We start from the raw sequence: 8,258 nt of genomic DNA, 5'->3' as shown, positions 1-8,258 counted from the left end.
GGGTTGATCCGCTTCGGCTCGCGCCTGGACACCTATGTGCCCGAAGACTCCCGCGTACTCGTCGAGATCGGCCAGCGGGCCGTCGCTGGCGAGACCGTGCTGGCGGAGTTGGCGTGACCAGCAACGTCAGCAAGCGCGGTCTGCGAATCCTGCCGAGTGCGACCACGGTGCTGGCGATCTGCGCCGGCCTGACCTCCATCAAGTTCGCCCTCGACGAGAAGCCGTGGATCTCGCTGGCCCTCATCGGGGCCGCCGCGGTCCTGGACGGCATCGACGGTGGCATCGCCCGCGCGCTGAACGCTCAGTCCCGGATGGGCGCCGAGATCGACTCGTTGGCCGATGCGGTGAACTTCGGAGTCGCTCCCGCGCTGGTGATCTACGTGACGATGCTCGAGCATTCCCAGGTCGGCTGGATCTTCGTGTTGCTCTACGCCGTATGCGTCGTGCTCCGACTGGCCCGGTTCAACGCACTGCTCGACGACGACACCCGCCCGGCCTACACCCGCGAGTTCTTCACGGGCATGCCCGCTCCGTGCGGCGCCGTCGGATCGATCGGCCCGCTGGTCGCCATGATGCAGTTCGGCCACGGCTGGTGGACTTCGCCGTGGTTCGTCTGTGCGTGGCTCGCCGCGAATGCGGCCCTCCTGGTCAGTCGCGTGCCGACGCTGGCGTTGAAGGCCATCTCGGTGCCACCCAACGCGGCCCCCATCCTGCTGATCCTCGTCGCCGCCGCGGCCGCCGCGTTGCTTCTGTTCCCGTACATCCTGGTGCTGCTGATCATCGCGGGCTACCTGATCATCATTCCGTTCACCATCCGCAGCCAACGCTGGGTCGCTGCCCGCCCAGAGGCGTGGGACGTCAAACCGGGTCAGCGGCGGGCGGTCCGGCGGGCGGCCCGACGCGCGGCGCCCAATCGCCGCTCGATGGCCCGGCTCGGACTGCGCAGGCCAGGTCCGCGGCAGTGACCGATCACATCACCGAGACGCATGACGAACCTCCGCTCGGTCGCCTTCCCCTGACGGCCCGCCTGAACACCTCCGCACTGGACGCGCGCCGCGGAGTCGTCCGCCTCCACCCAGAAGCGCTTGCTGCACTTGGTATTCGGGAGTGGGACGCGGTGGCGCTGACGGGGTCGCGCACCACGTCGGCCGTCGTCGGCGTGGCAAACACCGACACCCCGGTCGGCACGGCACTGCTCGACGACGTCACGCTGTCCAACGCCGGCCTCCGGGAGAACACCATCGTGCTGGTGGCACCCGTCACGGTGTACGGCGCGCGATCGGTCACGGTGAGCGGTTCGAAGCTCGCCACCCAGTCCATCTCGTCGGCCACGCTGCGGTTGGCCCTGTTGGGCAAGGTGATGACGGTCGGCGACACGGTGTCACTCCTGCCGCGCGACCTCGGTCCCGGCACGTCCACGTCGGAGGCCTCCTCGGCCCTGGCGTCCTCGGTCGGCATCACCTGGACCTCGGAGTTGCTCACCGTGACGGGCGTGGATCCGACGGGTCCCGTTAGCGTGCAACCCAATTCGCTGGTCGCGTGGGGTGACGGCACCGCGTTGACGACGGAGCCGTCCTCGGCGCCGTACACCGTGACCGAGCCGAACCGGAAGCCGAGCGAGCCGCTGACGAGCCCTCCGGTGTCGGTCGACGATCTGCGGGGCGCGCACGCTCAGGCGGGTCGACTGACCGAGTGGCTCAAGCTCGCCCTCGATCAACCCGAGCTGCTCGAAACCCTCGGCGCGAAGGCCAATCTGGGCGTGCTGGTGTCGGGACCCGCGGGGGTGGGCAAGGCGACCCTGGTGCGTGCGGTGTGCGCCGGGCGGCGGCTCGTCGAACTCGACGGCCCCGAGGTCGGAGCGTTGCGGGCCGAGGACCGACTGGCGAGCGTGACCTCGGCGGTGAACACGCTGCGCGACCGCGGCGGCGTCCTGCTCATCACCGACGTCGACGCGCTGCTGCCGACTGCTGCGGAGCCCGTCGCGACGCTGATCCTCACCGAATTGCGCACCGCAGTGGCCACGTCGGGCGTGGCGTTCGTCGCGACGTCGGCGGTGCCCGATGCCGTGGATCCCAGATTGCGGACGCCCGAGCTGTGCGACCGCGAACTGGGGCTGAGCCTGCCCGACGGCGCGACGCGCACGGCGCTGCTGGAGGTTCTGCTACGCGGCGTGCCCGCGACGGATCTCGACCTCAAGGAGATCGGCGAGCGCACACCGGGTTTCGTCGTCGCCGACCTGGCCGCGCTGGTCCGGGAAGCCGCACTGCGGGCCGCCGCGCGGGCTAGCGCAGACGGCCAACCGCCCCGACTGACCCAGGACGACGTGACGGGCGCGCTGTCGGTGATCCGCCCGCTGTCCCGGTCCTCGGCCACCGAGGAAGTGGTCGTGGGGTCGGTGACCCTCGACGACGTCGGTGACATGGTGGAGACCAAGCAGGCGCTCACCGAAGCGGTGCTGTGGCCACTGCAGCACCCCGACACGTTCCAGCGACTCGGCGTTGAACCGCCACGCGGCGTGCTGCTGTATGGTCCGCCCGGCTGCGGCAAGACATTCGTCGTGAGGGCGCTCGCCAGCACCGGACGACTGTCGGTGCACGCCGTGAAGGGCGCCGAACTGATGGACAAGTGGGTCGGTTCGTCGGAGAAGGCGGTGCGCGAATTGTTCCGTCGCGCACGCGATTCCGCCCCGTCGCTGGTCTTCCTCGACGAGATCGACGCACTCGCTCCGCGCCGTGGTCAGAGCTTCGATTCTGGTGTCACCGACCGCGTCGTCGCCGCGTTGCTCACCGAACTGGACGGCATCAATCCGCTGCGCGACGTCGTGGTGCTCGGCGCCACCAACCGGCCCGACCTGATCGATCCGGCCCTGCTGCGTCCCGGCAGACTGGAGAAGCTGGTGTTCGTCGAGCCGCCGAACGCCGATGCGCGCCGGGACATCCTGCGCACGTCGGGTAAGGCGATCCCGCTGAGTGCCGACGTGAACCTCGACGAACTCGCCGACCAACTCGAGGGTTACAGCGCCGCCGATTGCGTTGCGCTGCTTCGGGAATCCGCGCTAACGGCGATGCGGCGCTCGATCGACACCGCGGACGTCACCGCCGCGGACGTCGAGAAGGCTCGCACGACGGTACGCCCGTCACTGGATCCGGTTCAGGTACAGACGCTGCGGGCCTTTGCCGAAGGGCGCTAGTCGCCGGACTTCGGGCGCCTACGGACGGGCCTCGAGGACCAGGTTGAACGGCGTCTCGGTAGCCCGCCGAAATCGGGTGAACCCGCCCCCTTCGACGACGACCTCGCGCAGTCGCGCTTCACCCGCCTGAGCGCCGAGCGCAGGACCGTTGCGCGCGAGTGAAACGGGAATGCAAATCTGGGCGGACGCGCCGTACATCACCCGACCCACCGGGGTTAGGTTGTCCTGCACCTGATCGTTGGCAAATGGTTCCACGATCATCGCCGTGCCGTCATCGTTCATCGCCTGGCGGGCGTGCCGGGACACACTGATCGGATCGCCCATGTCGTGCAGGCAGTCGAAGAACGTGATGAGGGCGAACCCGTCACCTTCATAGCCAACCGCATCCGCGATCTCGAACCGCGCGTTCGCCGCACCCGCCGTCGCGGCCTTCTCCCGTGCGACGTCGATGGATTCGGCGTGATAGTCGTACCCGATGAACTCCGAATCCGGGTAGGTCGTCGCCATCAGGATGGTGCTGGCGCCGTGCCCACAGCCCACGTCGGCGACCTTGGCGCCGCTCTGCAGCTTGTCGACGACGCCGTCAAGCGCGGGCAGCCACGACCCGATCAAATTGGCGTTGTACCCGGCGCGGAAGAATCGCTCGGTTCCGTCGAACAGGCAGGGATGGTGTTCGCCCCATTCCATGCCGTCACCGGACGTGAAGTTTTCCAGCGTGCGCGTGAGGGCGTGAAACGTCGCTTCGACGATGTTGTACGCACCGGGTAGGTCGACCGGACCATTCGGGTCGGTCAGGCACAGCTCCTGCTCCTGGCTCAGCGACCATTCGCCGGACGAGTGGTCGAACTGCACGTATCCCCCTGCGCCCTGATTCCCAAGCCACTCGCGGACGTAGCGCTCGTTGGTACCGGTGCGCTGTGCCAATTCGCTCGGAGTCAGTGGGCCGCTGGCCAGTTCGCGGTACAGGCCGAGCCGGTCGCCGACGAGCATCAGCGTCGCGCTCATCGCCGCTCCGAGATCACCCACCGCATGGGCGAGGAAGTCGTTCAACTTGCTTTCGTCGACAGCCATGATGCTGCTCGTCTCACTAGTCGGGTCACGTAAACCCATGGTGATGGCTAAGTAAGACGGCCGTTGGACATTGGCCCGATCAGTGCTTATTCACGCTACTAAAATGTTTAGCGAAGCTCAGCTAACTTCAAGCGCGTCAGTCCCCTTCGGCGAGCGCGGCCAGTCGCGTCAGCGAGGCCGACAGCTTGTCTGCGGTCATGGCCCTGGCACGCTCGACGCGCGTCTCGTCGGTGAGCCGCGACCAGTCGTAGGTATGCGTGACCCGGGTGCGCCCGCCGTCCAACGGCTCGAGCTCCCACCGCCACAGATGACCCGGTGGTGGTGAGCCCGGCTCGGACGGCCGCCACGCGATGAGCCGGCCCTCGTCGAACTCGACGACGTGGTTCTCCCGCACCGACCCCTGCTTGATGGACATCGGGAACACCTCGCCGACGCCGTGCACACGCTGGCCGCCGGGAGCCTCCGCGAGGTTGTCGTTACCGTCCCAGCGCGGCTGTTGGGCCGGATCGGCGATGAGTTCGAAGATCCGATCGGCGGGTGCGGTGATGTCGAGACTGGCCCTGACCAGTCTGTCGTCGCTTGCCATGGGTCCAGTCAACCGCAACCATTGACAGGCCAATAGTGACATGTCATAGTCGGAATATCGGTAACTAGCCAGCGTCAAGATTAGGAGGCGTGTCATGACCACCAGCACCAGATTGGCGACCCGCGTTGCACCCGCCACCACCCGCGCGGGCGATCACGAGCGGGAGGCGACCGCCGCGCACCTCGGTGCGGCCCTCGCCCAGGGTTACCTCGACATGGCCGAGTACGAGGACCGCGTCCAGGCGGCGTTCGGCGCGCACACCACGGGCGAGCTCCGAGAGCTGCTCGGCGACCTGCCGGTCCACCAACTTCGCCGCAACGACCCCCAACTGCGCGCCGCCCGCCACGCCGCCGCGCGCATGTCCGTCCGGATCCACCTCGCGGCCTACCTGCTGATGGTCGTCGTCGTGCTGACCGTCTGGTTGGCAGTGGCGTTGTCCGCGGGGGCCTGGTACTTCTGGCCTGTCTGGCCAATCCTCGGCGCGGGCATCGGCGTTGTCGCACACGCTATTCCGATCAGAATCGTCACGTCGCGATAGGTGCGGATCCAACCCTGCGTCGCGGGCCACGTAAAGTATGACAAGACATAGCCCTTAGACGGCTGACACCCCGACCACCGGAGTGCCATGCTCGCCATCCTGTACGCACACGCGATCGCCGCCCTCGTGGCGCCGGCTCTCGTGCACCGTTGGGGACGGCGGGCGTTCTACCCACTCGCTCTCGTCCCGCTCGGCTCGCTGCCATGGGTGGCCCTCAACTGGCCAGGGCGCGGCGAGCAGACCGTCCACCTCGACTGGGTGCCCGAACTGTCGATGGACATCACGTTCCGATTCGACGCGCTCGCGGCGATCATGAGCGTGCTCGTCCTCGGCGTCGGCGCCCTGGTCCTCTTCTACTGCGGCGAGTACTTCCACCACCACGACGGTGGCACTGAGCGGCGGCTGCCCAGCTTCGCCGCCGAGCTCGTCGCCTTCTCCGGCGCCATGTTCGGCCTGGTCGTCAGCGACAACATGCTGATGCTCTACCTGTTCTGGGAGCTGACGACGGTGTTGTCGTTCCTGTTGGTCGGCCACTACGCCGAACGCGCCACCAGCAGGCGCGCCGCCACGCAGGCGTTGCTGGTCACCACTGCGGGCGGGCTGGCGATGCTGGTCGGCATCGTCATCCTCGGGACGCTGTCCGGCACCTACCGGTTGTCCGAGCTGGTGGCGGCGCCACCGTCGGGCACCGCGGCCGCCGTCGGCGTGATCCTGGTCCTGATCGGCGCGCTGTCGAAGTCCGCGATCGTGCCGATGCACTTCTGGCTGCCTGGAGCGATGGCCGCACCGACGCCGGTGAGTGCGTATCTGCACGCGGCGGCGATGGTCAAGGCGGGTGTGTACCTCGTCGCACGCATGACGCCCGGTTTCGCCGACTCACCGGGGTGGCGACCGATCATCGTGACACTGGGGCTCGTCACGATGCTGCTCGCCGGCTGGCGTGCGGTGCGCGAGTACGACCTCAAGCTGATCCTCGCGTTCGGCACCGTCAGCCAGCTCGGGCTCATCATCCTGATGGTCGGCGCGGGCGGTGGCGACCTGATGCTGGCGGGTCTCGCGATGCTGTGTGCGCACGCGATGTTCAAGGCCGCCCTGTTCATGGTGGTCGGCATCATCGACCACGCCACCGGGACGCGAGACATCCGACGGCTGGCCTGGCTCGGCGACCGCCAACGTCCGCTGCTGCTCATCGCCGTCGGCGCGACCGCAAGCATGGCCGCCCTTCCGCCATTCCTCGGTTTCGTCGCCAAGGAGGCCGACTTCACCGCGCTGGCCGACGGCGCCTCCCTCGGCGTCGCCGCCCCATGGGTGTTGGCGGGGGTGGCGTTCGGCTCGGTGTTCACCACCATCTACAGCCTGCGCTTCATCTACGGCGCGTTCGCCCGCAAGGGCCGCGCCGAGCCGAGCCAGCGCGTGTCCGAGATGCACCGCCCGTCCCGCGTCTTCCTCGTCGCCCCGGCGATCCTCGCGTTCGCCGGTCTGGTATTCGGCGTCTGGCCAACGGGTCTGGACGACGTGCTCGACGAGTACGCCGATACCGTCCCTGGCGGGTCCGACTACCACTTGGAGCTGTGGCACGGCGTGAATCTGCCCCTGGTGCTGTCGGCCCTGGTGCTCGCCGCAGGCACCGCCGCATTCCTCGCGCGGGGCCGGCTGCGTCGCGCCCGTGTCGGCTACCTGCCTCTCGGCAACGCCGACCGGATCTACGACGCCGTGGTTCGGGGCACCGACGTGTTCGCGGTCCGGCTCACTGCACTCACCCAGCGCGGATCGATCCCCGCGACGCAAGCGGTCATCCTCTCCACACTGGTACTCCTGCCCATCGCGATGCTGATGCACGGCGCCAGGGACCGTCCCGAGCTGAAGTTGTGGGACTCGCCGCTGCAGGTGGTGGTCGGCCTCATCATCCTGGCCGCGGCGCTCAGTGCGACGGTGTTGCGCAACCGGCTGGCGGCGGTGCTGCTCGTCGGCGTCACCGGCTACGGCTGCGGGGTGATCTTCGTCTTCCACGGCGCACCCGACCTGGCCCTGACACAGTTCCTGGTGGAGACGTTGACGCTGGTCATCTTCGTTCTCGTGTTGCGGACCCTGCCCGCCGAGGCGGAGCAGGCCAACATCAAGAGGAATCGGTTGCCACGGCTGGCGCTCTCACTCGCCGTCGGCGTCAGCGTCACCACCCTCGCCGTGTTCGCGATGGCAGCGCGGACCACCAGGCCGATCGCCGACCTGCTGCCCGACGCCGCCTACTACCGCGGCCACGGCGGGAACACGGTCAACGTGCTGCTCGTCGACATCCGCGCCTGGGACACCATGGGTGAGATCTCGGTGCTCCTGGTGGCGGCGACGGGCGTGGCGTCAATGGTGTTCCGGCACAGACGATTCGGATCCGCACCCCGCGTCTCCGACGCCGGACAGCCCGACATCGGCCGCATTCCCGCGCTCGCGACGAGCCCCGCCGTCGGCGACATCACCTGGCTGCGCGGAAGCGAACTCCGCGATCCTCGATACCGGTCACTGGTCCTCGAGGTGGCGACGCGGATCATCTTCCCGCTCATCATGGTGCTGTCGTTCTACTTCTTCTTCGCAGGCCACAACACACCGGGCGGCGGCTTCGCGGGAGGCCTGACCGCCGGGCTCGCGCTGGTGCTGCGCTACCTGGCCGGCGGCCGCTACGAACTCGGCGAGGCACTGCCGCTGGACGCGGGCAAGGTGCTCGGCGCCGGCCTGGCACTGTCGGCGGGGACGGCAGTCACGTCGCTGCTACTCGGCGCGCCGGTGCTGTCGTCGGCGGTCATCGAACTGGACATTCCCGTGCTGGGCCACCTCAAGCTGGTCACCGCGCTGTTCTTCGACCTCGGCGTCTACCTGATCGT

At 68.3% G+C, this 8,258-nt stretch carries 7 protein-coding genes; 5 read left to right on the top strand and 2 right to left on the bottom strand.

What is annotated here, in order from left to right; translation table 11 throughout:
- The 3 genes from ACRDUX_RS10320 to ACRDUX_RS10310 form a co-directional block, all read left to right on the top strand.
- Nucleotides 1-117 (top strand): phosphatidylserine decarboxylase (locus tag ACRDUX_RS10320; RefSeq protein ID WP_526413545.1); only part of this gene is annotated, 117 nt, incomplete at its 5' end.
- Nucleotides 114-965, top strand: a complete 852-nt coding sequence (locus ACRDUX_RS10315) for a CDP-alcohol phosphatidyltransferase family protein (protein WP_526413541.1) — start codon at nucleotides 114-116, stop codon at nucleotides 963-965. The genes ACRDUX_RS10320 and ACRDUX_RS10315, both read left to right, overlap by 4 nt.
- Nucleotides 966-973: 8 nt before the next feature.
- Nucleotides 974-3,190: an AAA family ATPase gene (locus ACRDUX_RS10310; RefSeq protein WP_526413543.1), complete on the top strand. Its 2,217-nt coding sequence runs from the start codon at nucleotides 974-976 to the stop codon at nucleotides 3,188-3,190.
- A gap of 18 nt (nucleotides 3,191-3,208) precedes the next feature.
- Here ACRDUX_RS10310 and ACRDUX_RS10305 read toward each other — a convergent pair whose 3' ends face one another.
- A complete protein-coding gene (locus ACRDUX_RS10305) occupies nucleotides 3,209-4,261 on the bottom strand; it encodes a class I SAM-dependent methyltransferase (protein WP_526413539.1) in 1,053 nt (350 codons plus the stop codon).
- A 136-nt stretch (nucleotides 4,262-4,397) separates the two neighbouring features.
- Nucleotides 4,398-4,847: an SRPBCC family protein gene (locus tag ACRDUX_RS10300; protein WP_526413537.1), complete on the bottom strand. Its 450-nt coding sequence runs from the start codon at nucleotides 4,845-4,847 to the stop codon at nucleotides 4,398-4,400.
- Nucleotides 4,848-4,941: 94 nt separating this feature from the next.
- On the opposite strand from ACRDUX_RS10300, the gene ACRDUX_RS10295 reads away from it, so the two are divergent.
- Entirely contained in the window at nucleotides 4,942-5,385 is a 444-nt protein-coding gene (locus tag ACRDUX_RS10295; protein WP_526413535.1) for a DUF1707 domain-containing protein, read from the top strand.
- 87 nt (nucleotides 5,386-5,472) lie between these two features.
- Nucleotides 5,473-8,258 (top strand): Na+/H+ antiporter subunit A (locus tag ACRDUX_RS10290; RefSeq protein ID WP_526413533.1); only part of this gene is annotated, 2,786 nt, incomplete at its 3' end.

The organism is Mycobacterium sp., from assembly GCF_050701675.1.
In the GTDB taxonomy this organism is placed as follows: Bacteria; Actinomycetota; Actinomycetes; order Mycobacteriales; family Mycobacteriaceae; genus Mycobacterium.
This window is presented reverse-complemented; position numbering and strand designations above follow the sequence as displayed.